Annotated in this window: 17 protein-coding genes; 10 read left to right on the forward strand and 7 right to left on the reverse strand. The window is 68.1% G+C overall.

Annotation, left to right across the window (positions count from 1 at the left end; all coding sequences use genetic code 11):
• Nucleotides 1-24: 24 nt before the first annotated feature.
• The 3 genes from ASG29_RS09860 to ASG29_RS09870 are packed head-to-tail and all read right to left on the reverse strand — an operon-like array spanning nucleotide 25 to nucleotide 3,421.
• Entirely contained in the window at nucleotides 25-1,143 is a 1,119-nt protein-coding gene (locus tag ASG29_RS09860) for a hypothetical protein (RefSeq protein ID WP_055983283.1), read from the reverse strand.
• The gene (ubiB, locus tag ASG29_RS09865; protein ID WP_055985402.1) at nucleotides 1,137-2,675 is read right to left on the reverse strand and encodes a 2-polyprenylphenol 6-hydroxylase; all 1,539 of its coding nucleotides are present in this window, start codon (nucleotides 2,673-2,675) and stop codon (nucleotides 1,137-1,139) included. The genes ASG29_RS09860 and ubiB overlap by 7 nt, the downstream gene beginning before the upstream one ends.
• Nucleotides 2,672-3,421, reverse strand: a complete 750-nt coding sequence (locus tag ASG29_RS09870; protein ID WP_055983286.1) for a class I SAM-dependent methyltransferase — start codon at nucleotides 3,419-3,421, stop codon at nucleotides 2,672-2,674. Before ASG29_RS09870 ends, ubiB begins: the two co-directional genes overlap by 4 nt.
• 48 nt (nucleotides 3,422-3,469) lie before the next feature.
• On the opposite strand from ASG29_RS09870, the gene mutM reads away from it, so the two are divergent.
• From mutM to dnaA, 3 genes are all read left to right on the forward strand, one after another.
• On the forward strand, nucleotides 3,470-4,285 hold the full coding sequence (gene mutM, locus ASG29_RS09875; RefSeq protein ID WP_055983288.1) for a bifunctional DNA-formamidopyrimidine glycosylase/DNA-(apurinic or apyrimidinic site) lyase: 816 nt from the start codon (nucleotides 3,470-3,472) through the stop codon (nucleotides 4,283-4,285).
• Between the two features lie 96 nt (nucleotides 4,286-4,381).
• Nucleotides 4,382-4,645 (forward strand): 30S ribosomal protein S20, encoded by a 264-nt coding sequence (rpsT, locus tag ASG29_RS09880; RefSeq protein ID WP_055983290.1) that lies wholly within the window; start codon nucleotides 4,382-4,384, stop codon nucleotides 4,643-4,645.
• A gap of 450 nt (nucleotides 4,646-5,095) precedes the next feature.
• Complete coding sequence (gene dnaA / locus ASG29_RS09885; RefSeq protein WP_055983292.1) at nucleotides 5,096-6,460, forward strand: chromosomal replication initiator protein DnaA; 1,365 nt, start codon at nucleotides 5,096-5,098, stop codon at nucleotides 6,458-6,460.
• A 27-nt stretch (nucleotides 6,461-6,487) separates the two neighbouring features.
• Here the strand turns inward: dnaA and ASG29_RS09890 are convergent, their stop codons facing one another.
• The 4 genes from ASG29_RS09890 to rpoB form a co-directional block, all read right to left on the reverse strand.
• Nucleotides 6,488-6,769 carry a PspC domain-containing protein gene (locus ASG29_RS09890; RefSeq protein ID WP_055983294.1) on the reverse strand — a complete coding sequence of 94 codons (282 nt, stop codon included), beginning with the start codon at nucleotides 6,767-6,769 and terminating at the stop codon, nucleotides 6,488-6,490.
• Nucleotides 6,770-6,990: 221 nt separating this feature from the next.
• Nucleotides 6,991-7,662 (reverse strand): PEPxxWA-CTERM sorting domain-containing protein, encoded by a 672-nt coding sequence (locus ASG29_RS17515; protein WP_055983295.1) that lies wholly within the window; start codon nucleotides 7,660-7,662, stop codon nucleotides 6,991-6,993.
• Nucleotides 7,663-7,956: 294 nt separating this feature from the next.
• Nucleotides 7,957-12,240, reverse strand: a complete 4,284-nt coding sequence (rpoC, locus tag ASG29_RS09900; RefSeq protein ID WP_055983298.1) for a DNA-directed RNA polymerase subunit beta' — start codon at nucleotides 12,238-12,240, stop codon at nucleotides 7,957-7,959.
• A gap of 120 nt (nucleotides 12,241-12,360) precedes the next feature.
• Nucleotides 12,361-16,545: a DNA-directed RNA polymerase subunit beta gene (gene rpoB, locus ASG29_RS09905; RefSeq protein WP_055983300.1), complete on the reverse strand. Its 4,185-nt coding sequence runs from the start codon at nucleotides 16,543-16,545 to the stop codon at nucleotides 12,361-12,363.
• Between the two features lie 291 nt (nucleotides 16,546-16,836).
• Between rpoB and ASG29_RS09910 the strand changes: the two genes are divergently transcribed.
• The 7 genes from ASG29_RS09910 (at nucleotide 16,837) to fusA (ending at nucleotide 24,876) form a co-directional block, all read left to right on the forward strand.
• A complete protein-coding gene (locus tag ASG29_RS09910; protein WP_055983302.1) occupies nucleotides 16,837-18,069 on the forward strand; it encodes a hypothetical protein in 1,233 nt (410 codons plus the stop codon).
• 103 nt (nucleotides 18,070-18,172) lie between these two features.
• The gene (locus tag ASG29_RS09915; protein ID WP_055983304.1) at nucleotides 18,173-20,086 is read left to right on the forward strand and encodes a CocE/NonD family hydrolase; all 1,914 of its coding nucleotides are present in this window, start codon (nucleotides 18,173-18,175) and stop codon (nucleotides 20,084-20,086) included.
• Between the two features lie 49 nt (nucleotides 20,087-20,135).
• On the forward strand, nucleotides 20,136-21,287 hold the full coding sequence (locus ASG29_RS17520; protein ID WP_235532858.1) for a hypothetical protein: 1,152 nt from the start codon (nucleotides 20,136-20,138) through the stop codon (nucleotides 21,285-21,287).
• 204 nt (nucleotides 21,288-21,491) lie between these two features.
• Nucleotides 21,492-21,863 carry a 30S ribosomal protein S12 gene (gene rpsL, locus ASG29_RS09925; RefSeq protein ID WP_019516007.1) on the forward strand — a complete coding sequence of 124 codons (372 nt, stop codon included), beginning with the start codon at nucleotides 21,492-21,494 and terminating at the stop codon, nucleotides 21,861-21,863.
• Between the two features lie 99 nt (nucleotides 21,864-21,962).
• Entirely contained in the window at nucleotides 21,963-22,433 is a 471-nt protein-coding gene (gene rpsG, locus ASG29_RS09930) for a 30S ribosomal protein S7 (protein WP_055983307.1), read from the forward strand.
• Nucleotides 22,434-22,463: 30 nt separating this feature from the next.
• Complete coding sequence (locus ASG29_RS09935; RefSeq protein ID WP_055983310.1) at nucleotides 22,464-22,733, forward strand: hypothetical protein; 270 nt, start codon at nucleotides 22,464-22,466, stop codon at nucleotides 22,731-22,733.
• Nucleotides 22,734-22,779: 46 nt separating this feature from the next.
• Nucleotides 22,780-24,876: an elongation factor G gene (gene fusA, locus ASG29_RS09940; protein ID WP_055983312.1), complete on the forward strand. Its 2,097-nt coding sequence runs from the start codon at nucleotides 22,780-22,782 to the stop codon at nucleotides 24,874-24,876.
• Nucleotides 24,877-25,002 lie beyond the last annotated feature (126 nt).

Genomic DNA, 25,002 nt, shown 5'->3' on the forward strand with positions numbered 1-25,002 from the left:
ACGGAGAGTCTGAAGGGGAAGGATTCACCGCGCGGTCCGCGTGACCGTTATCCGACGCCGGGCGTGCGCGGCGCGCCACAGGTCGCGCGTCGCGTCGGGGGCGAAGATCAGGCCGACCAGCAGCACCGGCGCGACCAGCATCGCCCATCGGGCGCCGTCGTCGTGCGCGACCAGGGCCATCGCCCCGCCGCATGCCGCCACGGTCGCCAGCACCCGCAATCCCAGCGGATCGCGCCACGCCGCCCAGCCGAGCAGGGCGAGCGTCGCCAGCGGAAGCGCGATCCACGCGGGCACCACCGCCAGCGCGGTCGACAGCGCCATCAGGCGCAGGACCGTCCCCGGTCCCGACAATCCGCCCCAGTCCGGCGCCGCGGGATCGAACGTCCCCACGACCGCCGCGACCGCCTGCGCATGGACGCCGAGCGCGACGCCGAACACCGCCAGCGCCGCGACCCAGCCCAGCGCCTCGCGCCGCCGCTTCCCCAGCATGGCGGCCACGAGCATCACGACCGCATAGATCGCGGCGGTCTCCCGTATCAGCATCGCGCACAGCGCAAGCGCGATCGCGGCGGTCGCCTGTCCCGGTCGCCGGACCGCCAGCGACAGCGCGACCAGCAACCCGGCCCATGCCTCATGCGCCACCGCGGACGCTTCCTGCACGACCGGCGCGACGCCCGCCAGCAGCAGCAGGATCGCCAGCAGGCGCGGGCGACGGCGCGGCAGGCCGTCGCGCAGCCGGACGAACCAGGCGACCGCCACCGTCGCCACGAGCGCGTAGAGCAGGGCGAGCGTGGCCGGCGCCGGCACCTGCGCCTGCACGACCGACAGCGTCGGCAACCGCACGGCGGTGAAGGAAGGCAGCGGCAGATCCGCCCGGCGTATTTCCTGTATGGTGACGGCGTAATAATCCGCGCCGTGGCGCACCGCTTCGACGATCGTGTCGTACGCCGCCGCGTCGTCGCGATCGTCCGCGACCGCGCTGGTGCCCGTCACGTCGACGGGCGCGGGCGGGACGGCCAGCGTGGCGAGGCCCAGGACCAGCAACAATGCGGCGATGCCCGCGACGATTCGCGCGCTACGGTGGTCCAGCGCGGCGAAGCGCGACGGTCGCGCCAGCCACAGGGGCGCGACCGGCCTTACCACGCCTGTACCGCGCTCAGCCCCGCGACTCCCGCCGCCGCGCCCAGCAACGCCATCGCGACGTACCGCCATCCGCCGCCGATCCGCACGCGTTCGATCACCTTCAGCGGCGGGGCGGGGGGCGCGCCGCCCGGCGGCGGGAAGCGCGCCTCGATCCGCCGGACCAGGTCGGGCAGGCGCGACAGCGTGCGCAGGTCGGTGACGATGCGATCCGCGACCGCCGCCTCCGGCCCCAGTTCGGTGCGGATCCACTCCTCGACGAACGGCCCCGCGGTTTCCCACAGGTTGATGTCGGGATCGAGCCCGGTCGCGACTCCCTCGACCATCACCATCGTCTTCTGCAACAGCAACAGGTGCGGCTGCGTCACCATGTCGAAATCGCGCGTGATCGCGAACAGGCCGTCCAGCATCATGCCGATAGACATGTCCTTGACCGGCAGTCCGCGCATCGGCTCGCCCACCGCACGCAGCGCGGTCGCGAACTCGGCGACGTTATGGTGCGAGGGCACGTATTGCGCCTCGAAATGGATTTCCGCGACGCGGCGGTAATTGCCCGTGATGAGGCCGTACAGGATCTCCGCCAGCCACATGCGCGCGCGCCGGTCGATCCGTCCCATGATCCCGAAATCGATCGCCGCGACCCGCCCGCCGGGCAGCGCGAACAGATTCCCCTGATGCATGTCGGCGTGGAAGAAACCGTCCGCGATCGCCTGCCGCAGGAAGGCGTGAACCAGGACGCGCGCCAGGTGCGGAAGGTCGTGTCCCGCCGCGATCAGCGCCGCGCGATCGGACAGCTTGATCCCGTCGATCCACTCGATCGTCAGGACGCGGCCCGTCGTCCGCTGCCAGTCGATCGCGGGCACGACGAAGTCCGGCTCCGCCGCCATATTCTCCGCCAGCTCGGACGCCGACGCCGCCTCGCGCGTGAAGTTCAGCTCGCGCTGGGTCCAGCGCTTGAACATCTCGATCACCTGCCGCGGCTGGAGCCGCGCGATCTCGCCCCCCATCGGCTCGATCTGCGCCGCCGCCCATTCGTAGGTGTCGATCGCGCGCGCGAACTCCTCCTCCACGCCGGGGCGCAGGACCTTCACGGCCACGGTCCGCCCCTCGGTCGTGACCGCGCGATGGACCTGCGCGATCGATGCGGCGCCGATCGGCGCTTCCTCGATATGGGTGTAGAACTGGTCGAGCGGGCGACCGAAGCTGCCTTCCATCTGCGCGCGGATGACCGCGAACGGCACCGGCGCGACCGCATCCTGCAACCGCAGCAGGTCGATCGCGGCGGCGTCGCCGACCAGGTCGGGCCGCGTCGCCAGCGTCTGCCCCAGCTTGATCGCCGCGGGCCCGATCGCGGTGAACGCCTCGGCATAGCGCGGCGCTTCCGGGACGCGCGCGCCCAGCCGCGCGAGCCGCAGCAGGCGGCGCAGGCGCAGCGGCGTGTTGCGATCCCGCTCCAGCCCCTGCAACGCCCCGTGCCGCGCAAGCGTGCGCCCCCATTTCAGCAGGCGGAAGGTATGAACGACGGGAGAGGTCAGATCCTCCACCCCGAATGGATCGCGACCAGCCCGCCCAGCATCGGCTCCACCTTCGTCTGCACGAACCCCGCCTCCGCGATCATGCGTTCGAACGTCGGCATGTCGGGGAAGCGGCGGATCGATTCGATCAGGTAGCGATAGCTGTCCTCGTCGTCCGCCAGCAGCTTGCCCAGCTTGGGCACCATCCGGTGCGAATAGGCGTCATACGCCTCCGCGAATCCGGGCCACAGGGTGGTGGAGAATTCCAGGCAGAAGAACCGCCCCCCGCGGCGCAGGACGCGATGCGCTTCCTTCAACGCGGCGGGGATGTCGGTGACGTTCCGGATGCCGAACGCGATGGTATAGGCGTCGAAGAACCGGTCCGGGAAGGTCAGGACCTCCGCGTTCGCCTCCGACCACACCAGCCCGTCGATGCCGCGCTTCGCCGCGCGCTCCACGCCGACCGCCAGCATTTCCGGGTTGATGTCCGCCACCGTCACCGCGGCGCCCCCCTCGGCCAGGCGGAACGCGATGTCGCCGGTGCCCCCGGCCATGTCCAGGATCTCCTCGCCCGCGCGCGGCTTCACGCGGCGCACGAACCGGTCCTTCCACAACCGGTGCATGCCCCCGGACATGGCGTCGTTCATCAGGTCGTAGCGCGCCGCCACGCTGGAGAAGACGCCGCGCACGCGCGCGGTCTTCTCCGCCGGCGCGACCTGTTCGTAGCCGAAGGAGACGGTGTCGGTCGGGAGGGCGGTGTCGGTCATGGCGTCCGGCTCTAGCGGGGCGCCGGGGCAGCCGCTAGGGGCCGTCGCGTGCCCGAGCTTCCCGAAGTCGAAACCACCGTGCGCGGCCTGCGTCCCGTGCTGGAGGGGCAGGTGATCGCCGCGGTCGAGGCGCGCCGCGCCGACCTGCGCCGCGCCTTTCCCGACGACCTGCGCCAGCGGCTGACCGGCGCGCGGGTCGTCGCGCTGTCGCGCCGCGCCAAATACGGGCTGATCGATACCGACCGCGGCGATTCGGTCGTCTTCCACCTCGGCATGTCGGGGCGATGGCGGGTCGATCCCGACATCCTCCTGCCGCACGACCACCTGGTCGTGGACACCGCCGCCGGTCGCCGCGTCGCACTGAACGATCCGCGCCGCTTCGGGTCGGTCGACCTGTGGCGCAGCGCGGACATCGCCGCCTTCCCCCCGTTCGCGGCGCTGGGACCGGAGCCGCTGGGGCCGGACTTCGACGGCGCGCACCTGTACCGCGCGCTGGCCGGGAAACGCACGTCGATCAAGCTGGCGCTGCTCGACCAGCGCGTCGTCGCGGGGCTGGGCAATATATATGTGTGCGAGGCGCTGTATCATGCGCGCATCCATCCGCGCCGCGCCGCCGGGCGGATCGCGAAGGCGCGACTCGATCGGCTGGCGGAGGCGGCGCGCGCGGTCCTGGAGGAGGCGATTCGCGCCGGCGGGTCGTCGTTGCGCGACTATGCCCGGCCCGACGGCGAACTGGGCTATTTCTCGAAACAATTCGCGGTCTACGGCCGCACCGGCCTACCCTGCGGATGCGGCGGGCTGGTGGCACGCTATGCGGAGGGCGGGCGCTCCACCTTCTGGTGTCCGGCCTGCCAGCGCGGTTGACGCGAACGACCCTGCGGGGTAAGGGCGCCCCTTCGAGGAGGGCATGGGTTTCCCCGCGCCCTCTTTTCCCGTATTTTTCGAGACCAGAGGACATCCATGGCGAACACGCCGCAGGCCAAGAAGCGCATCCGCCGCAACGATCGTCGCGCCGAAGTGAACGGCAACCGCGTCGGCCGCATCCGCACCTTCGTCAAGCGGGTCGAGGCGGCACTGGCGGCGGGCGACAAGACCGCGGCCACTTCCGCGCTGGCGGAGGTCCAGCCCGAGTTGCAGCGCGGCGTCGCCAAGGGCGTTCTCCACAAGAATACCGCGTCGCGCAAATTCTCGCGCCTGACCAAGCGGCTGTCCGCGCTGGCCTGACGCCGACGTCCAACGACGGTTCGAACGACCCGTCGGAGCCCATGCTCCGACGGGTTTTTTGCGTCCGCGAACGGAAATTCGCGGCCACCGACTAACGTCAGGAAAACCCGCGATTCGTCGCTCGCAACTCCGGTGTCGCGTCCAGATTAGTAGGCAAAAACAGCGGCTTATCAAAAATCCGACGCGTTTCCGCGGCCCGGGGCGAGTCAATGGGGTTTATTTCGAATTTGTGGCAGCCCCCGGTCTTGCCCGACTCACGCGGCTGTTCGTATCCCTGTCCTTCCCGGCGCGACATCGTTGTTGCCGGGCCTCGCGACCGTGCCTTCGGGTGTGTGGCGGGGCCGAAGGGGGGCGATCTTTCGGGCAGGACCGGACGACCCGCACGCGCAAGGGGCGCAGGCGGCAACGGGAGAGGTGTGTGTGACGCAAACGCGGTTCCGGGACGACGGCATGGGCGAACTGACGCGGGCATGGGCGCGCGTCCGGACGAACCTGCGCCTGTCCGCGGGCGCGCGCCTGTTCGACCAGTGGCTGGCGCCGATCGCGCTCGCCGATGCGTCGGACGGGGAGGACGTGCGTCTGACGCTGCCCAGCGCGTTCATGACCAATTGGGTGCGCAGCCACTACGCCGACCGCCTGGTCCACGAATTCCGCGCGCAGATCCCCGGGGTGCGCACCGTCACGATCGAAACCCAGCGCGCCGCGCCGGCGCCCGAGATTCTTGCCATCCCCGCCGCGCACGCCGTGGCGGCGGCCCCCGTGGCCATCCCGGCCACGCCCGCGTCGGCGGTGGAGCGACCGCAGCTCGATGCGCGGCTGACCTTCGACCGCTTCGTCGCCGATGCGTCGAACATGGTGGCGGTCAACGCCGCACGCGCGCTGGCGGCGGCGGGGCCGGTGCGGTTCAGCCCGCTGTTCCTCCACGGCGCGACGGGGCAGGGGAAGACCCACCTGATGAACGCGATCGGCCATGCCTTCCTGGCCGACCATCCCGACGCCCGCGTGCTGATGATGTCGGCGGAGCGGTTCATGTACGATTTCGTCGCCGCGATGCGGGCGAAGGATACGCATGCGTTCAAGACGCGGCTGCGTGGCTGCGACCTGCTGCTGATCGACGATTTGCAGTTCATCGCGGGGAAGGACGCGACGCAGGAGGAATTCTTCCACACCGTCAACGAGATCATGGCGGCGGGCAAGCGGCTGGTGATCGCCGCGGATCGCGCGCCGCAGGCATTGGACGGGATCGAGCCGCGGCTCCTGTCGCGCCTTGCCGCGGGGCTGGTGGCGGATATCCGTCCGTCGACGCTCGACCTGCGGCGCAGCGTGCTCCAGCGCCGCGCCGCGGAGGTGGAGGCCACGGTTCCCGCCGACGTGATCGACCTGCTGGCGACGCGCATCACGTCCAGCATCCGCGAGGTGGAAGGGGCGCTGAACCGGATCCTGGCCTATGCGCAGCTGACCGCGACGACGATCGATCTCGATTTTGCGATGCAGACGCTGGTGGAGCAATTGCGCGGGGGGCAACGGCGCGTGACGATCGACCAGATCCAGAAGGCGGTGTCGGATCATTTCGAGCTGAAGCCGCTCGACCTGGTATCCGCCCGCCGCGCGCGGGCGGTGGCGCGGCCGCGGCAGATCGCGATGTACCTGGCGAAGCGGCTGACCACGCGATCCTTGCCCGAAATCGGGCGGAAGTTCGGCGGGCGCGACCATTCCACCGTCATCCACGCGGTGCGCCGGATCGAGGCGCTGCGCGATTCGGATCGCGACGTCGACGGCGCGGTGCGCGTGCTGCTGGGGCAGCTGGAGGGCTGATCCCGCGCCGTCGGTCGCCGGGTCCGGTCAGGCGGCGCAGCGCAGCGGCTCCTCGGCGACGACCGGGTCCGCCGCAAGCGGCATCGTCACCGCCGCCTTCGGCTTCGGCGCCAGCAGCCGACTGGCCAGCACGACCACGCCCAGCCCGAAATAGGTCACCAGCACCACTTCCAGGTTGAACAGCAACGCCACCGCGAAGCCGATCCGCAGCCATAGCGGATCGATCCCGATATCCTCGCCCAGTGCGGCGCAGATGCCGAACAGATTGTCCTGCTTCGTGGTCGGGGCGGGGGTGGTCTGGGTCGTCATCGGTCCGGCTCCTCGGTGCGCGACGCCGACGGCGTCGGCGGATGCCGGAGAAAAAGCAGCAATCGTGCCAGTTTACCAAGTCACGGAAAAGAAGGGACTTTAGCGAAGCGTTGTCGGATGTCGCCTCCGTGGCGTGGTGTACCGCGCCATGACATGGCGATCGGCGCCATGCGAAAGGGGCGCCCGCGCACGCCGGACGCCCCCTTCGTCGGACGGATGGGTCAGGCGGTCCGAAGCGTCGTGCGCGTGGCGCGGCGACGCATCGCGCCCCCGATCGCGCCGAAGCCCAGGATCATCAGGCCCCAGGTCGCGGGTTCGGGCACGCCCGCCGCGGTCCGGAACGCGACCTCGCCGATCGCGCAGGCCGTGAAGGTGCCCGGATCCGCCTGCGGACATCCCGCCATCTCGAACCGGGCGTAGCGCAGCGACACCGCGGCGAAGGAGAAGATATCGGCCGGATAGCTCGACACCGGATTGTCGGTCGGGCTGTAGATGCCGAGCTGGCTGAACGTCACGCCGTCCGCCGATCCCGACAGGATCAACCGGCCGATCCCCGACGATTCCTCGTTCCACAACGCCAGCCGGTCGACCCGCACAGACGCACCGAAATCATAGGTCACGGTCGCGGACGTGGTGCCGTCGTTGCTGAACCATTCGAACCCGGAAAACGTGGAGGTGTGGGTGGGATTGCCCGCCAGATACGTGTCGAAGTCGGTGACTCCCGCCGTATATCCGCTCGACAGCCCCGCCTGGTTGATCGTGTCGCGCAGCGTGCCGAACCCCGGACCGCCCACGTCCACGACGCCGGACGTCGGCGCGATGATCGTCTGCGCGCCCGCGGGCATCGCAACCGTCGACAGGGCGAGTGCCCCCAGCATGATGGTCGTTTTCATGTCACGTCGTCCCTCTGTTTCGCCGGAAAGGCGACCCCGTGGCGTCCCGGATGTGACCTCCGGATATCCACAACAGCAAACCGAACATGATCCGCCGACTCGCGGTCGGCATCCGCTTGATTAACGGAATATTCATCGAACGGCCAGTGGTGCCGCACGCGCGGGACATCCGGTCCGTTTCCGAAACAAAGGGGGGGCATCCGCCCCGCCGCGGTCCACGACCCGCGCGACCACGAAAAAGGGGGCCGCCGTCCTGCGGACGGCGACCCCCTCATCGATCCATGAACGCCCGGATCAGTCGTTCAGATACTCGCCCGCGGCGGCATCGCTGCCGTCGCCCGACGTCACGACCTCGCCCAGCGGATCATCGCCGGTGCCCGCGGCGTCGCGCGCGGACCGCGCATCCTCCGCCGCCTTCACCTGCGCCGCATTGCCCGCCGCGATCATCGCCTCCTGCAACTTGCGCTGCTGGACCCGCAACGCGGCATCGCGCGACGAGGCGGCGACGCGCAGGCGGTTCATGCCCGCGCCGGTACCCGCCGGGATCAGGCGGCCGACGATGACATTCTCCTTCAGGCCCATCAGCGTGTCCTGCTTGCCCTGCACCGCGGCCTCGGTCAGCACGCGGGTCGTCTCCTGGAACGATGCCGCGGAGATGAAGCTGCGGGTCTGCAACGACGCCTTCGTGATGCCCAGCAGGATCGGCTTGCCCTGGGCACGCACGTCGTTCTTGCCCAGCTTCTCGTTGATCGCGTCCATTTCCTCGCGATCGACCTGCTCGCCCTTCAGCAGCGTGGTGTCGCCGCCGTCGGTGATCTCGACCTTCTGCAACATCTGGCGAACGATCACCTCGATGTGCTTGTCGTTGATCTTCACGCCCTGCAATCGATAGACTTCCTGGATTTCGCTGACCAGATATTCGGCCAGCGGCTCCACGCCCATCGTCTCCAGGATGTCGTGCGGATCGGGGCTGCCGCCGATCAGATTGTCGCCGCGCTTGACGTAATCGCCTTCCTGCACGTCGATGACCTTGGACTTGGGCACCAGATACTCGACGATATCGCCGCCGTCCTCGGGCTGGATACCGATCTTGCGCTTGGCCTTATAGTCCTTGCCGAACACCACGCGGCCCGAAACCTTGGCGATGATCGCCGAATCCTTCGGGATGCGCGCCTCGAACAGCTCCGCCACGCGCGGCAAACCGCCCGTGATGTCGCGCGTCTTGGCCGACTCGCGGCTGACGCGCGCCAGGACGTCGCCCGCCTGGACCGTGGCATTGTCCTCGACCGACAGCGTCGCACCCGTCGCCAGCAGGTAGCGCGCGGTTTCGCCCGATCCCTCGTCCAGCAGGGTGATGCGCGGGCGCAGGTCCTCCTTCGACCGCGCGCTGGCCCGGAACTCGATGACGACGCGCTGGGCGATGCCCGTCGCTTCGTCGACCTGCTCGGTCAGCGTCTTGTTCTCGATCAGGTCCTGGAACTTCACCGTACCCGCGGTTTCGGTGATGACCGGCATGGTGAACGGATCCCATTCCGCCATCCGGTCGCCCTTGCTGACGATATGGCCGTCGTCGAACATCACATACGCGCCGTACGGGATCTTGTGCACCGCCAGTTCGCGCCCGTCCATGTCGACGATCGCGATCTCGCTCGACCGGCTCAGCACGACGCGACGGCCGCGCTGGTCCTCGATCACGCGCAGGTCGCGGAACTCGATGGTGCCGTCGACCGGCGCCTCCAGGTTCGACTGCTCGTTCAGCTGCGCCGCGCCGCCGATATGGAACGTGCGCATCGTCAGCTGCGTGCCCGGCTCGCCGATCGACTGCGCCGCGATGACGCCCACGGCCTCGCCGATGTTCACCGGCGTCCCGCGCGCGAGGTCGCGGCCATAGCATTTGCCGCACACGCCGATCTTCGATTCGCACACCAGCGGCGAGCGGATCTTCATCCCCTGCACGCCCATGGCCTCGATCTGCGCGACCATCGGTTCGTCCAGCAGCGTGCCCGACGGGATGACGACCTTGCCGTCCTTGTCGACCACGTCCTCGGCCGTGGTACGGCCCAGGATGCGCTCGCCGAGCGACGCGATGGTCGATCCGCCCTGCACGATCGCCTTCATCTCCAGCGCGCGCTCGGTCCCGCAATCCTCCTCGATGATGACGCAATCCTGCGACACGTCGACGAGGCGGCGGGTGAGGTAGCCCGAGTTGGCGGTCTTCAACGCCGTATCCGCGAGGCCCTTGCGCGCGCCGTGGGTGGAGTTGAAATATTCGAGGACGGTCAGGCCTTCCTTGAAGTTCGAGATGATCGGCGTCTCGATGATCTCGCCCGACGGCTTGGCCATCAGGCCGCGCATGCCGGCCAGCTGCTTGATCTGCGCCTGGCTACCACGCGCACCGGAGTGCGCCATCATGTAGATCGAGTTGATGTCCTTCTCGCGGCCCTTGTTCGGGCCGTCGTCGTAATGGCGCACCGCCTTGATCTCGTTCATCATCGAGTTGGCGACCTGATCGCCGCACCGCGACCATGCGTCGATGACCTTGTTGTACTTCTCCTGCTGCGTAATCAGGCCGTCCTGATACTGCTGCTCGAAGTCCTTCACCTGGTCGCGCGTCTCGTCGACCAGCTTGTCCTTGTCCGGCGCGATAATCATGTCGTCCTTGCCGAACGAGATGCCCGCCTTGAACGCGTGACGGAAGCCGAGCGCCATGATCGCGTCCGCGAACAGGACGGTCTCCTTCTGGCCGGTGTGGCGATAGACCTCGTCGATCACGTCGCCGACGTCCTTCTTCGTCAGCAGGCGGTTGACCGTCTCGAACGGTACCTTCGACGATTGCGGCAACGTCTCGCCCAGCAGCATGCGGCCCGGGGTCGTCTCGAACCGCTTGAGGTACTGCTTGCCCGCCTCGTCGGTCTGCGGCACGCGGCTCACGATCTTCGTGTGCAGCGTGACGGCCCCGGCGTTCAGCGCCTGATGCACCTCCGACATGTCGGAGATCAGCATGCCTTCGCCCGGCTCGCCTTCCTTCATCATCGACAGGTAATACAGGCCCAGCACCATGTCCTGCGACGGCACGATGATCGGCTTGCCGTTCGCCGGCGACAGGATGTTGTTCGTCGACATCATCAGGACGCGCGCCTCAAGCTGCGCTTCCAGCGACAGCGGAACGTGCACGGCCATCTGGTCGCCGTCGAAGTCGGCGTTGAACGCGGAGCAGACCAGCGGGTGCAGCTGGATCGCCTTGCCCTCGATCAGCACCGGCTCGAACGCCTGGATGCCGAGGCGGTGGAGCGTCGGCGCGCGGTTCAGCAGCACGGGGTGCTCGCGGATCACCTCGTCCAGGATGTCCCAGACTTCCTTGCGCTCCTTCTCCACCCACTTCTTCGCCTGCTTCAGCGTCATGCTGAGGCCCTTGGCGTCGAGGCGCGCGTAGATGAACGGCTTGAACAGCTCCAACGCCATCTTCTTCGGCAGGCCGCACTGGTGCAGCTTCAGCTCCGGACCCGTGACGATGACCGACCGGCCCGAATAATCGACGCGCTTGCCCAGAAGGTTCTGGCGGAAGCGGCCCTGCTTGCCCTTCAGCATGTCGGACAGCGACTTCAGCGGACGCTTGTTCGCGCCCGTGATCGTGCGACCGCGACGGCCGTTGTCGAACAGGGCGTCGACCGCCTCCTGCAACATGCGCTTTTCATTGCGGACGATGATGTCCGGCGCGCGCAGCTCCATCAGCCGCTTCAGGCGGTTGTTGCGGTTGATGACGCGGCGGTACAGGTCGTTCAGGTCCGACGTCGCGAAGCGACCGCCGTCCAGCGGCACCAGCGGGCGCAGCTCGGGCGGGATGACCGGCACGACCTCGAGGATCATCCATTCCGGCCGGTTGCCCGATTCCAGGAACGATTCCACGACCTTCAGCCGCTTGATGATCTTCTTCGGCTTCAGCTCGGACTTGGTCGTCGCCAGCTCTTCCAGCAGCGCGACCTTCTCGCCCTCCAGGTCGAGCGATTCCAGCATGATCCGCACGGCTTCCGCGCCGATGCCGGCCGAGAACGCGTCCTCGCCATGCTCGTCCTGCGCTTCGAGCAGCTCGTCCTCGGTCAGCAACTGGAACTTCTCCAGCGGCGTCAGGCCCGGCTCGATGACGATATACGCCTCGAAATACAGCACGCGCTCCAGCTGCTTCAGCTGCATGTCCAGCAGCAGGCCGATGCGCGACGGCAGCGACTTCAGGAACCAGATGTGCGCGACCGGCGCGGCCAGCTCGATATGGCCCATGCGCTCGCGGCGGACCTTCGAGACGGTGACCTCGACGCCGCACTTCTCGCAGACGATGCCCTTGTACTTCATGCGCTTGTACTTGCCGCACAGGCACTCGTAATCCTTGATCGGACCGAAGATGCGCGCGCAGAACAGGCCGTCACGCTCGGGCTTGAACGTGCGATAGTTGATGGTCTCGGGCTTCTTGATCTCGCCGAAGGACCACGAACGGATCTTGTCCGGCGACGCGATCCCGATCTGGATCTGGTCGAACGTCTCCGGCTTCACGAGCGGATTGGCGAAATTGGTCAGTTCGTTCATGGGGATGAACCTCTCAGAAATCGTGTCTCCTCCCCCATCGGGAGAGGAAGGGGCCCGCCAGCGAAGCTGGTGGGAAGGTGAGGGCAGGGTCGTGGGCCGTCCTCACCCTTCCGCCGGGCTTTATTCGGCCGCGATCGCCATGCCGTCCTCGCCGTAGCCGAGGTCCTCGCGCGTCTTCAGGTCGACGTTCAGGCCCAGGCTGCGCATTTCCTTCACGAGCACGTTGAAGGATTCCGGAATGCCCGCCTCGAACGTGTCGTCGCCCTTGACGATCGCCTCGTACACCTTGGTGCGGCCCACGACGTCGTCCGACTTCACGGTCAGCATCTCCTGCAACGTGTAGGCGGCGCCGTACGCCTGGAGCGCCCAGACCTCCATCTCGCCGAACCGCTGTCCGCCGAACTGCGCCTTGCCGCCCAGCGGCTGCTGCGTGACGAGGGAGTACGGCCCGATCGAGCGTGCGTGGATCTTGTCGTCGACCAGATGGTGCAGCTTCAGCATGTAGATGATGCCGACGGTCACCTTGCGGTCGAACTTGTCGCCCGTGCGTCCGTCGAACAGCTCCGACTGGCCCGACGGGTCGAGACCCGCCAGCTCCAGCATGTCGGTCACGTCACGCTCCACCGCGCCGTCGAACACGGGCGTCCCCATCGGCACGCCGGCCTTCAGGTTCTGCGCCAGTTCGACGATCTGGTCGCCGTCGCGCGCGTCGATCTCGGCCAGGTAATGGTCGCCGTAGATCGTCTTCAGGCGCTCCTTCACCGCGTCGGGCATGGCGCCCGCCTTGGCATCGGGATTCGCGTCGCGCCAATCCTCCAGCGCCTCCGAAATCTGCTGGCCCAGACCGCGTGCGGCCCAGCCCAGGTGGGTTTCGAAGATCTGCCCGACGTTCATGCGGCTCGGCACGCCCAGCGGGTTCAGGACCAGGTCGACCGGCGTCCCGTCCGCGAGGAAGGGCATGTCCTCCTGCGGCAGGATGCGGCTGATGACGCCCTTGTTGCCGTGACGGCCCGCCATCTTGTCGCCGGGTTGCAGCTTGCGCTTCACCGCGACGAACACCTTCACCATCTTCAGCACGCCGGGCGGCAGCTCGTCGCCACGCTCCAGCTTCTCGCGGCGGTCGTGGAACTTGTCCGTGATCCGCTTGGCGGCCTCGTCATACTGCACCTTCACGGCTTCCAGATCGCTCTGGCGCGCGTCGTCGGCGACCGCGAACTTCCACCATTCGTGGCGGTCGACGCTGTCCAGCATGTCCATGTCGATGACCGCGCCCTTCTTCGGGCCGCCCTTGGGTACGGACGTCGCGGTCTGGTCCAGCAGCATCTCGCGCAGCCGGCTCCACGTCGCGCGGTTCAGGATCGTGCGCTCGTCGTCGGCGTCCTTCTTCAGGCGCTCGATCTCCTCGCGCTCGATCGCCATCGCGCGCTCGTCCTTGTCGATGCCGTGGCGGTTGAAGACGCGCACGTCGACGATCGTGCCCGCGACGCCCGGCGGCAGGCGCAGCGAGGTGTCGCGCACGTCGCTGGCCTTCTCGCCGAAGATGGCGCGGAGCAGTTTCTCCTCCGGCGTCATCGGGCTTTCGCCCTTCGGCGTGATCTTGCCGACCAGGATGTCGCCCGGCTCGACCTCGGCACCCACGTACACGATGCCCGCCTCGTCGAGGTTGCGCAGCGCCTCCTCGCCGACGTTCGGGATGTCGCGCGTGATGTCCTCCGGCCCCAGCTTCGTGTCGCGGGCCATCACCTCGAACTCGTCGATGTGGATCGACGTGAACACGTCGTCCTTCACGATCCGCTCGCTGATGAGGATGGAATCCTCGTAGTTATACCCGTTCCACGGCATGAACGCGACGAGCGCGTTGCGGCCCAGCGCCAGCTCGCCGAACTCGGTCGACGGACCGTCGGCCAGCACGTCGCCCGCGGCGACCACGTCGCCCACCTTCACCAGCGGACGCTGATTGATGCAGGTCGACTGGTTCGAACGCTGGAACTTCATGAGCGTATAGATATCGACGCCCGACTTGGTCGAATCCAGCTCGCCCGTCGCGCGGATGACGATGCGGCTGGCGTCGACCTGGTCGACGATGCCCGCACGGCGCGCACCGATGGCGGCGCCGGAATCGCGGGCGACCGTCTCCTCCATGCCGGTGCCGACGAACGGCGCCTCCGCCTTCACCAGCGGCACGGCCTGCCGCTGCATGTTCGATCCCATCAGCGCGCGGTTGGCGTCGTCGTTCTCCAGGAACGGGATCAGCGATGCGGCGACCGACACCAGCTGCTTCGGGCTGACGTCCATGAGCGTGATATTGTCGGGCAGCGCCATCAGGAACTCGCCCGCCTGACGCGACGACACCAGCTCCTCGGAAAAGCCGCCATCCTCGTTCAGCGCGGCGGATGCCTGCGCGATCGTGTGCTTGGCTTCCTCCATCGCCGACAGATAGACGACGTCGTTCGTGACCTTGTGGTCCACGACCTTGCGGTACGGCGTCTCGATGAAGCCGTACTTGTTCACGCGGCTGAAGCTGGCGAGCGAGTTGATGAGGCCGATGTTCGGGCCTTCCGGCGTCTCGATCGGGCAGATGCGGCCATAGTGCGTCGGATGGACGTCGCGAACCTCGAAACCCGCGCGCTCACGCGTCAGACCGCCCGGCCCGAGCGCCGAGACGCGACGCTTGTGCGTCACTTCGGACAGCGGGTTGGTCTGGTCCATGAACTGCGACAGCTGCGACGAGCCGAAGAATTCACGCACCGCGGCCACCGCCGGCTTCGCGTTGATGAGGTCGTTCGGCATCACCGTCGACACGTCGACCGACGACATGCGCTCCTTGACCGCGCGCTCCATGCGCAGGAGGCCGACGCGATACTGGTTCTCCAGCAGCTCGCCGACCGACCGCACGCGACGGTTGCCGAGGTTGTCGATATCGTCGATCTCGCCCTTGCCGTCCTTCAGGTCGACCAGCGTCTTGACGACCGCCAGGATATCCTCGGTCCGCAGCGTCGTGACCGTATCCTCGGCATCGAGGTCGAGGCGCATGTTCAGCTTCACGCGACCCACCGCCGACAGGTCGTAGCGGTCGGGATCGAAGAACAGCCCGGCGAACAGCGATTCCGCCGTCTCCAGCGTCGGCGGCTCGCCGGGGCGCATGACGCGATAGATGTCGGACAGCGCCTGCTCGCGCTCCTCGGCCTTGTCCGCCTTCAGCGTGTTGCGGATCCACGGGCCGGTCGACACATGGTCGATGTCCAGCAGGTCGATCGACTCGATCCCCGCCTTGTCCAGCTTTTCGAGGTTGTCGGGGCCGATCTCGTCGCCCGCCTCGATATAGATTTCGCCTGTCGCCTCGTTGATGAGGTCGAACGCCGAATAGCGGCCGTAGATCTCCTCGGTCGGGATCAGCAGCGTGGTCAGGCCGTCCTTGCCCGCCTTGTTCGCGGCGCGCGGCGTGATCTTCTGCGTCGCGGCGAACACGATCTCGCCCGACGTCGCGTCGATCAGGTCGAACGACGGCTTCACGCCGCGCCAGTTCTCCGCCGCGAACGGGATCTGCCAGCCGCCCTGGCCGCGCACGAACGTGACGCGGTTGTAGAAGTGGCTCAGGATCTCCTCGCCCGACAGGCCCAGCGCGAATAGCAGCGCGGTGACCGGCAGCTTGCGCTTCCGGTCGATGCGGACGTTCACGATATCCTTGGCGTCGAACTCGAAATCGAGCCAGCTGCCGCGATACGGGATGACGCGCGCGGCGAAGAGGTACTTGCCCGACGCATGCGTCTTGCCGCGGTCATGGTCGAACAGGACGCCCGGCGAGCGGTGCATCTGGCTGACGATCACGCGCTCGGTGCCGTTGATGAAGAACGTGCCGTTCCCCGTCATCAGCGGCATGTCGCCCATGTAGACGTCCTGCTCCTTGATATCGAGCACCGAGCGGGTCTCCGTCTCCGGATCCACCTCGAACACGATCAGGCGCAGGGTGACGCGCATCGGCGCGGCGTAGGTGATGCCGCGCTGGCGGCATTCCTCGACGTCGAACTTCGGCGGCTCCAGCTCGTAATTGACGAAGTCCAGTTCCGCCGTGCCCGCGAAATCGCGGATCGGGAAGACGCTGCGCAGCGTCTTTTCGAGGCCGGAGACATAGCCGATCGACGGATCGGAGCGCAGGAACTGTTCGTAGCTTTCGCGCTGGACCTCGATCAGGTTCGGCATCTGCACCACTTCGTGGATGTTGCCGAACACCTTGCGGATGCGCCGCTTTGCGGTGCTTACCACGTCGGTGCGCGCGGAACCCGCGTCGATCGCCTTGCTCGCCATGTAGCTTTTGCCTCGTCAGTCATTACGGGCGCAGGGGCCAGAACGGAAAAAGGCCGCCCGTCCGCCCGGCCCCGAACTGGATCGGGTGGGCGACGGCAGCCTTCAGCGTCCTGATATCCAAGGCACCATACGTATGGAGCGCTGCGCGACGGCGTCCCATGTCCCGATGCTGTGGAGGTTGCCGGGATATAGGGCGGTGCCGCGCCTCCGTCAACAGGTCGGGCCCGGGACGTTACGGAACCGATTCGTTGTCGCGGATGTTGTTTCGGGCAAGTTACGGGAGAAGATGACATGAAGAGGAACCGCAATATCCGCGCGGCGCTGCTGATGTCGGCCGCCGCTGTATTTGCCGCCCCCGCCGTCGCGCAGGATGCCGTTCCGGTGGTGCAGGTGCCGCCCCCGCCGGTGGCCGCGACGCTGCCCGCCCCCGCGCAATCGTCGGCTCCGAGCGACCGGAGCGCGACCCCGGTCAATCCCGAGGCCGCGGCCGCGGCGGAGGCGGAGGCGGCCGAACGCGCCGCCGAGCGTCGCGCGACGCGGCGGGCGGCGCCGACCCGCCGCGCGGTCGCCGCGACCGCTGCCCGGACGGTCGCGCCTGCGGCGACGGCGCCGCGGGCGCCCGCACCGGCCGCACCCGCGCCGGCACCCGCGGCGGAGCCTGTCGTGCCCGCGCCCGTCGCGGCCCCCGCCACGGCGGCTGTCGCCGAGCGGACGACGCGGACCGAGACGCAGGAGAGCGGCGCGCCGGTATGGCCGCTCGCGCTGATCGCGGCGCTGATCGTCGCGGCGGGCGCCTTCTTCTTCCTGCGCGCGCGCCGCGCGCGGCAGGATGAGAACGTTTGGGCCGAGGCCGAACCCGCCTATGCCGACGCCGATCACGCCGAGCCCGCTTATGTCGAGCCCGCCCCGGTCCACCGCGACGCTGTCGAACCGTCGCCTGTCGCCGTCGCGCCGCTCGGCGCGGCCGCGGTGGCGGGCGTCGTTGCCGGGGAAACCAGCATCGAACATGCCGATGCGCAGGATGTCGCCGCGCTGACCGCGGGCACGGGTGCGAGCGACCGCCCGTGGCTGGAATTCGCCATGCGCCCCGTCCGCGCGGGGACCAGCGCGGACGAGGCGCTGGTCGAGATCGAACTGACCGTCGGCAACGCGGGCGGCGTGGCGGCGCAGGACGTCCGCGTCTCCACCTTCATGCTCGCCGCCGGGAACGATGCGGAAATGGAGCGCTTGCTGATCGAGCCGCGCACCGATGCGGGCGATCACCTGACGATCGCGGCGGGCGAGGGCGCGCGGGTCGACGCGACGCTGGTGATGAACCGGACGGGGATGGACGGCGAATTCCGCCCCGTGATCGTCGCCGACGCGCGCTATCGCCTGCCGGACGGCAGCGAGGGGCGGACCTCCGCCAGCTTCCTGGTGGGCGGCGCGACCGACGCGGGCGGCCCGGCGCCGATCGACCTCGACCGCAACCTGATGCGCGACGACGTCGAGGCCGCGCTGTACCGCGCGCCCGAACGCGTCTGACGCCCGAAGGATCGAACAGGACAGGGGCATCCCGTGCGGATGCCCCTCGTCATTCGTGGCGCGCGGGGGCATGATCGCGCCGTGACACCGACCGGAGAATGATGTGAAGGCGTACCTGCTCCTCGCCGCCGCGCTGATCGCGCCCCCGCTGTCCGCGCAGCAGGCGCCCGCGGGCGACATCCCCGCGAAATTCGTGCCGCCCACCGCCGATCACGACTACGACAAGCGCGTCGTCATGATCCCGATGCGCGACGGGACGAAGCTGTACACCGTCATCGTCGTGGCGAAGGGGGCGAAGGACGCGCCGATCGTCCTGACGCGCACGCCCTATAACGCCGCGGGCCGCGCGAACCGCGCCGACAGCGCGTCGATGCTGTCGACGCTGCCGCTGGCGGACGAGGGGTTCGTGAAGGCGGGCTATATCCGCGTGTATCAGGATATCCGCGGCAAATACGGGTCGGAAGGCGACTATGTCGTCACGCGCCCGCCGATCGGTCCGCTGAACCCGACGAAGGTGGATCACACCACCGACGCCTACGACACGATCGACTGGCTGGTGAACAAGGCGAACCTGCCCGAATCGAACGGCCGCGTCGGCATGATCGGATCGTCGTACGAGGGCTTCACCGTCGCGATGGCGCTGCTGAACCCGCACCCGGCATTGAAGGTCGCCGCCCCCGAAAGCCCGATGATCGACGGGTGGATGGGCGACGACTGGTATCATTACGGCGCCTTCCGCCTCGCCAACATCGGCTGGATCGGGTCGCAGACGGGATACAAGGGCGCGGGCAAGGCGCCGCCGTCGGGCGGCTGGGACGATTACGACAATTTCCGCAAGGGGTCCGCCGGCGACTGGGCGAAGAAGGTCGGCTACGACCAGCTGCCGTTCTGGCAACGATTCGTCAGCCACCCGTCCTACGACGCTTATTGGCAGGGACAGGCGCTCGACAAACTGCTCGCCGCCAATCCGTCCGACGTGCCCACCCTGTGGGAACAGGGGCTGTGGGATCAGGAGGACATGTACGGCGCTATCACCGCGTGGGAGGCGCTCAAGGCCAAGGGGAAGGTTGGAAACAACTTCCTGGTCATGGGGCCGTGGCGCCACAGCCAGGTCAATCGCGACGGCCGGTCGCTCGGCCCGTTCCAGTGGAACGGCGACACTGCGGCGCAATTCCGCGACGACATGGTCGTGCCGTTCTTCGACCAGTATCTGAAACCCGGCAGCCCGGCGGCGAACCTGTCCGTCGCCGCGATCTACAATACCGGCGAAAATCGTTGGGACCGGTTCGCGGACTGGCCGCTGGCGTGCGAGAAGGGCTGCGCGACCGACCTGACGCCCCTGTATTTCCAGGCGAACGGCGCGCTCGGCTTCGACCGGCCGGGGCAGGGGGCGGACCGCTACGTCTCCGATCCCGCCAAGCCCGTGCCGCACCTGCCGCGTCCGGTGAATTTCGACGACGGCCGCTGGGGCGACTGGCTGGTCAGCGACCAGCGCCATGCCGATGGCCGCCCCGACGTCCTGACCTACAGCACCGCGCCGCTGACGAAGGCGGTGCGCGTGTCGGGGGCGCCGTTCGCGAACCTGCTGGCGCGCACGACCGGCACCGACGGCGATTTCGTCGTGAAGATCATCGACGTCTATCCGGAGGAGGTCGCCAGCGATACGAAGATGGGCGGATACCAATTGCCGATCAGCCTCGACATCTTCCGCGGCCGCTATCGCGACAGTTTCGCGAAGCCCGGCGCGATCCCGGCCGGGAAGGTGCAGCGCTATCGCTTCCGCCTGCCCACCGTGAACCACGTGTTCCAGCCGGGCCACCGCATCATGGTGCAGGTGCAATCGTCGCTGTTCCCCTTGTACGATCGCAATCCGCAGACGTTCGTGCCCAACATCTTCCAGGCGAAGCCGCAGGACTATCGCGCCGCCACGATCACGATCGAGCGCGGCGGGGCGAATGCCAGCTCGGTCGACCTGCCCGTCGTGCCGGTCGTCCAGCCGCAGGCGGGCACGCGCTGATCGCGGCGGACGGTTGACGTTCGGTCTGGGCGGGGTAGCGAAGGGCGTCATGATGTCGCGTTTCCTCGCCCCGCTCCTCGTCCCGTCCGTCATGCTGGCGTCCCCGCTGGCCGCGCAGGTCGCGCCGCCCGTGCCGCTGCCGTCGCCGTCCGTGGCCGCCACGGCGCCGGAACCGGTCGCCACCGTTCCCGCCGAGGCCAGCGCGCTGCCGCCGCCCGTATCCGCGACGCTGCCGCCCCCCGCGCCGACGCCGACCGCGCGCGCGACCCCCGCCCCTCGTCCCACGCCCACCGCAAGCCCCGTTCCCCGCGCCACCGCGACGGCGCAGCCCGCCGCGCGCCCGTCCGCGTCGCCCGCCGCGGCTGCATCGCCCGCGGCCCCCGCGGCGTCGACGCCGGCGCCCGCCGCATCCGCCGATCCGGCGGCGGCGGTTCCCGCGGCGGTCGTCGCGGGCCGCCCCGCCGGGGCGCTGCCGCAGGTGGAGGAGCCCGGCCCGCTATGGGCGCTGCCGGTCACGGGCGGCCTCGTCGTCGGCCTCGTCCTGATGGCGCTGCTGATCCGCCGCCGCCGCCGCCGCGCACTGGCGGGGGAGGGGGAGGATCTGCCCGTCGCCGCCGCGTCCCCGGCCGCTCCCGATCTCCCCGCCGCTCCCGACGTCCCCGTCGCCCCGCTGCCCGACGCGCCCCCGCCGCTCCCGCACGGCGGCGCCGACCTGTCCTTCGTCCTCCATCCGCGCCGTGCGGGCGTGAACCTTCTGACCGCCACGCTGGAGGCGGAGATCGTCGTGCGCAACGACGGCGACGCGACGGCGGACGGCGTCCGCGTCGTTCTGCGCCTGCTCAGCGCGGGCGGCGATCCCGCGACGGAACTGGCCGCCGTGTTCGACGACGACGCCGGGTCCCCCGTCACGGCCCCCTTCGCGCTGGCGGCGGGGGAGGAGCGCCGCCTGACCGCGCTGGCCACCTGCGGCCGTCACGACCTCAACGTCGTCACCGCGGCGGATCGACCGATGTTCGTGCCCGTCGCGGCGGTCAGCGTGCGCTACGCGGACGGGAATCGCGCGGCGCAGGTGGCGCAGGCGTTCGCGCTGGGGGTGGAGCGGGCGGGGGCGGAGAAGCTCGGCCCGTTCTGGCTCGATGCGCCGTCGCGGATGCACGACGCGGTCGGGGCGCGTGCCTATGCTCCCGAACTGCGGCGATAGCGCCGGGCGCGCGACATTGACCGGCGCGGTCCGCCTGCGTATAGGCGCGCCGGTACGGCAGAGGCGACTCCGTCGGACACGCTTGAACATTGCTGGATGCATCAGGACCGCGGGTGGCCGCTGACGGGCGCCCAACCGGTCCTTTTCGTATTCCGTAGCTTGTTAGGCTCCAGCAAAGTAACCCTTTGAAAGGTGAAGGCTTCAATGCCCACGATCAACCAGCTGGTCCGCAAGGGCCGCGACCCGCAGAAGGCCAAGTCGAAGGTCCCTGCGATGGAGCAGAACCCGCAGAAGCGCGGCGTCTGCACCCGCGTCTACACGACGACCCCGAAGAAGCCGAACTCGGCGCTGCGCAAGGTGGCGAAGGTCCGCCTGACCAACCAGCGCGAAGTCATCAGCTACATCCCGGGCGAGGGCCACAACCTCCAGGAGCACTCGGTGGTCCTGATCCGCGGTGGCCGTGTCCGCGATCTTCCCGGCGTTCGCTACCACGTCCTGCGCGGCGTGCTCGATACGCAGGGCGTGAAGGATCGCCGCCAGTCGCGCTCCAAGTACGGCGCCAAGCGTCCGAAGTGATCGGGCATTGCCCGGTCACCCCGGCTGACACCGGGTTCCAGATACAAAAGTAAGCCCCGGACGTGTTCCGGAAGCGGCTGAAGAAGCAAGGAATATCAGATGGCTCGTCGTCGTCGTCCCGAAAAGCGGGAAATCCTGCCTGATCCCGTATACGGGGATGAGGTTCTGTCCAAGTTCATGAATTCGGTCATGATGGACGGGAAGAAGTCCGTTGCCGAAGGCATCGTCTATTCCGCCATGACCGTGGTCGAGCAGCGCGCCAAGCGCGAGCCGATCGGCGTGTTCCACGATGCGCTGAACAACATCAAGCCGGGCATCGAGGTCCGGTCGCGCCGCGTCGGCGGTGCGACCTACCAGGTCCCGGTCGAGGTGCGTCCCGAGCGTGCGCAGGCGCTGGCGATCCGCTGGCTCATCACCGCGGCGCGCGGCCGCAGCGAGAACACGATGTCGGCGCGCCTCTCGGGCGAGCTGATGGACGCCGCCAACAACCGCGGCAACGCGGTGAAGAAGCGTGAAGACACGCACCGCATGGCCGAAGCGAACCGCGCGTTCTCGCATTATCGCTGGTAGGGTATTATATCGGGTGCGGGAGACACCAAGATGGCGACTGCACCCGAACCGTCCGTCGATGAACTCGATCGCCAGTCGGCGCGACTGGAAGCGGAATCCCGCAAACTGCGCGCCGAGGCGGAGAAGTTGAGCGCCGAGCAATACAAGCTCGTCGCCGAACAGTACAAGCTCGAGGCGGAACGCTTCAAGCTGGAGCGGGACAAGACGCTGTCGCCCTGGCTGCTTCTCGCGCAAGGGCTGATCGGCGGCGCGGCGTTGCTAGGGTCGGCGCTCGCTCTCCTGAAATATCTCGGCGCGTAAGCGGTCGATCGTTACTACTGAAACCCAACACTGAAGGACCACGACCATGGCCCGCAGCCATCCGCTCGACCGTTACCGCAACATCGGCATCATGGCGCACATCGACGCCGGCAAGACGACGACGACCGAGCGCATCCTCTATTACACCGGCAAGTCCTACAAGATCGGCGAAGTGCATGAAGGCACGGCGACGATGGACTGGATGGAGCAGGAGCAGGAGCGCGGGATCACGATCACGTCCGCCGCGACCACCTGCAAGTGGCGCGCCGAGGACGGGAAGGGTGAGGAGCACCTCATCAACATCATCGACACGCCCGGCCACGTCGACTTCACGATCGAGGTCGAGCGCAGCCTGCGCGTCCTGGACGGCGCGGTCGCGTGCTTCGACGGCGTCGCGGGTGTCGAGCCGCAGTCGGAAACCGTGTGGCGTCAGGCGGACAAGTACGGCGTGCCGCGCATGTGCTTCGTCAACAAGCTGGATCGCACCGGCGCCGACTTCTATTTCTGCGTCAATTCCATCATCGAGCGCCTCGGCGCGCGTCCGGCGGTCCTGTACCTGCCGATCGGCATCGAGGGCGGCTTCAAGGGCCTCGTCGACCTGGTCGAGAACCGCGCGATCATCTGGCTGGAAGAGAGCCTGGGCGCGAAGTTCGAATATCAGGCCATCCCCGACGACATGGCGGAGAAGGCGGCGAAGTATCGCAGCGAGCTGATCGAGATGGCCGTCGAGCAGGACGACGACCTGATGGAAGCGTACCTCGAAGGCAACGAGCCATCGGTCGCGGACCTGAAGAAGCTGATCCGCAAGGGCACGCTCAGCATGGCGTTCGTGCCGGTGGTGTGCGGCTCGGCGTTCAAGAACAAGGGCGTACAGCCTCTGCTCGACGCGGTGGTCGACTTCCTGCCGTCGCCGCTCGACGTGCCGGCGATCAAGGGCGTGAAGCTCGACGGCGAGACGCCGGACGAGCGGCCATCGTCGGACGACGTGCCGTTCTCGGCGCTGGCGTTCAAGATCATGAACGATCCCTTCGTCGGCACGCTGACCTTCGCCCGCATCTATTCGGGCAAGCTGGAAACCGCGTCGCAGGTCACCAATTCGGTGAAGGACAAGAAGGAAAAGGTCGGCCGCATGCTGCTGATGCATGCGAACGAGCGCGAGGACATCCAGGTGGCCTATGCGGGCGACATCGTCGCGCTGGCGGGTCTGAAGGACACGACCACCGGCGATACGTTGTGCGCGATGAACGCCCCGATCATCCTGGAGCGGATGGAATTCCCCGAGCCCGTGATCGAGCTGTCGGTGGAGCCGAAGACGAAGGCGGACCAGGAGAAGATGGGCGTCGCGCTCAACCGCCTGGCGCGCGAGGATCCGTCCTTCCGCGTGTCGTCCGACGCCGAATCCGGTCAGACGATCATCAAGGGCATGGGCGAGCTTCACCTCGAGATCCTGGTCGACCGCATGAAGCGGGAGTTCAAGGTCGAGGCGAACGTCGGTGCGCCGCAGGTGGCGTATCGCGAATATCTGAAGAAGCCGGTCGACATCGACTATACGCACAAGAAGCAGTCGGGCGGCACCGGCCAGTTCGGCCGCGTGAAGGTGAAGCTGACGCCGGGCGAGCGCGGGTCGGGCATCACGTTCAAGGACGAGATCAAGGGCGGCAACATTCCGAAGGAATATCTGCCCGCGATCGAGAAGGGTTTCCGCGAGACCGCGGCGACCGGTTCGCTGGTCGGCTTCCCGATCATCGATTTCGAGATCGTCCTGTACGACGGCGCCTACCATGACGTCGATTCGTCGGCGCTGGCGTTCGAGATCTGTGCCCGCGGCGCGATGCGCGAAGCGGCGCAGAAGTCGGGCATCACGCTGCTCGAACCGGTCATGCGCGTCGAGGTCGTCACCCCGGAGGATTATCTGGGCGACGTCATCGGCGACATGAACAGCCGTCGCGGCCAGATCCAGGGCACCGACACGCGCGGCAACGCGCAGACGGTCGAGGCGATGGTCCCGCTGGCGAACATGTTCGGCTACGTGAACGCGCTGCGCTCGTTCACGCAGGGCCGCGCGCAGTACAGCATGCAGTTCTCGCACTACGACGAGGTTCCCGCGAACGTCGCCGACGAGGTGAAGGCCAAATTGGCATAAATGACCCGTTCCCACCTCCGTTCGCCCTGAGCGAAGTCGAAGGGTACGCGCATGTGCTTCGACTTCGCTCAGCACGAACGGGGTGGGGGAGGGGCTGGCAATCCACTAAATCAGTCGCTATGGGGC

This window comes from Sphingomonas sp. Leaf412, assembly GCF_001425405.1.
Lineage (GTDB): Bacteria > Pseudomonadota > Alphaproteobacteria > Sphingomonadales > Sphingomonadaceae > Sphingomonas.